This window comes from Microbacterium esteraromaticum, from assembly GCF_900163815.1.
In the GTDB taxonomy this organism is placed as follows: domain Bacteria; phylum Actinomycetota; class Actinomycetes; order Actinomycetales; family Microbacteriaceae; genus Microbacterium; species Microbacterium esteraromaticum_B.
This window is the reverse complement of the sequence record NZ_FUKO01000025.1, coordinates 1-1,079: the sequence shown is the minus strand read 5'-3', so window position 1 is coordinate 1,079 and position 1,079 is coordinate 1. Positions and strand designations below refer to the sequence as shown.

The following is a 1,079-nucleotide window of genomic DNA, read 5'->3' as shown; positions in this document are numbered from 1 at the left end:
CTAGGTGTTCTTCCCACGGAGGTTGTGAGCAGCGTGGCGTGATGGGATAGGCGAGGACCTCCGGTATCGATATGGGTTACCACACTCATCTCGATCCACGGAGGTCCTCGTGTCATACGTTACCCATGCCAACGCCAAGCTCACCCCTGCAGGCCGACTCGCGATGGTCCGCGCGGTCGTCGATGGCGGGTGGACGCAGGCGCGCATCGCCGAGCGGTTCCAGGTCGCCCGGGGCACTGTCTCCAAATGGGTGGCCCGCTACCGTGCCGGTGGTCAGGACGCCTTGCAGGATCATTCCTCACGTCCGCACACATCACCGAGTCAGACGCCGGCGCGCACGGAGCGGCGCATCATCGGCCTGCGGGTCAATCGTCGGTGGGGACCGCACCGGATCGCGTATCACCTGCACCTGTCCCAGTCGACGGTCTCCAAGGTCCTATCCCGCTACAAGGTGCCGCTGCTGGGGCATATCGACCTGAACACTGGTGTCCGCGTCCGCAAGCCCAAGCCGGTGCGTTACGAGCACGAGAATCCCGGCGATCTGGTCCATGTCGATGTGAAGAAGCTCGGACGCATCCCCGACGGCGGCGGCTGGCGCACCCTCGGCCGACAGCAGGGCAAGAAAAACCGCAGCGGCGTCGGCTACTCCTACCTGCATTCCGCGATCGATGATCACTCAAGAGTGGTCTACTCCGAGATCCTCGACGACGAGCGCAAGGAGACCGCTGCCGGGTTCTGGGAACGCGCGAATACCTACTTCGAAAGCCTCGGCATCACCGTCCAGCGAGTACTCACCGACAACGGCGCCTGCTACCGCTCCCACCTGTTCAACAAGACACTCGGCACCCAGATCAAGCACAAGTACACGCGCCCGTATCGGCCACAGACGAACGGGAAGATCGAGCGATTCCACCGCACCCTCGCATTCGAATGGGCCTACGCCCACCACTACGACTCCGATGCCGCCCGCGCAGCCACCTACCAGGCCTGGATCCACGACTACAATCACCACCGACCCCATACCGCTCTCGGAGGCCAATCACCCATCGACCGCGTCCACAACGTCCGTGGGAAGAACA

The 1,079-nt window shown here is 63.5% G+C and carries 1 protein-coding gene; it reads left to right on the top strand.

From position 1 onward, the window contains the following. Window positions 1-163: 163 nt before the first annotated feature. Window positions 164-1,079 (top strand): IS481 family transposase (locus tag FM104_RS10940; RefSeq protein ID WP_256971623.1); only part of this gene is annotated, 916 nt, incomplete at its 3' end.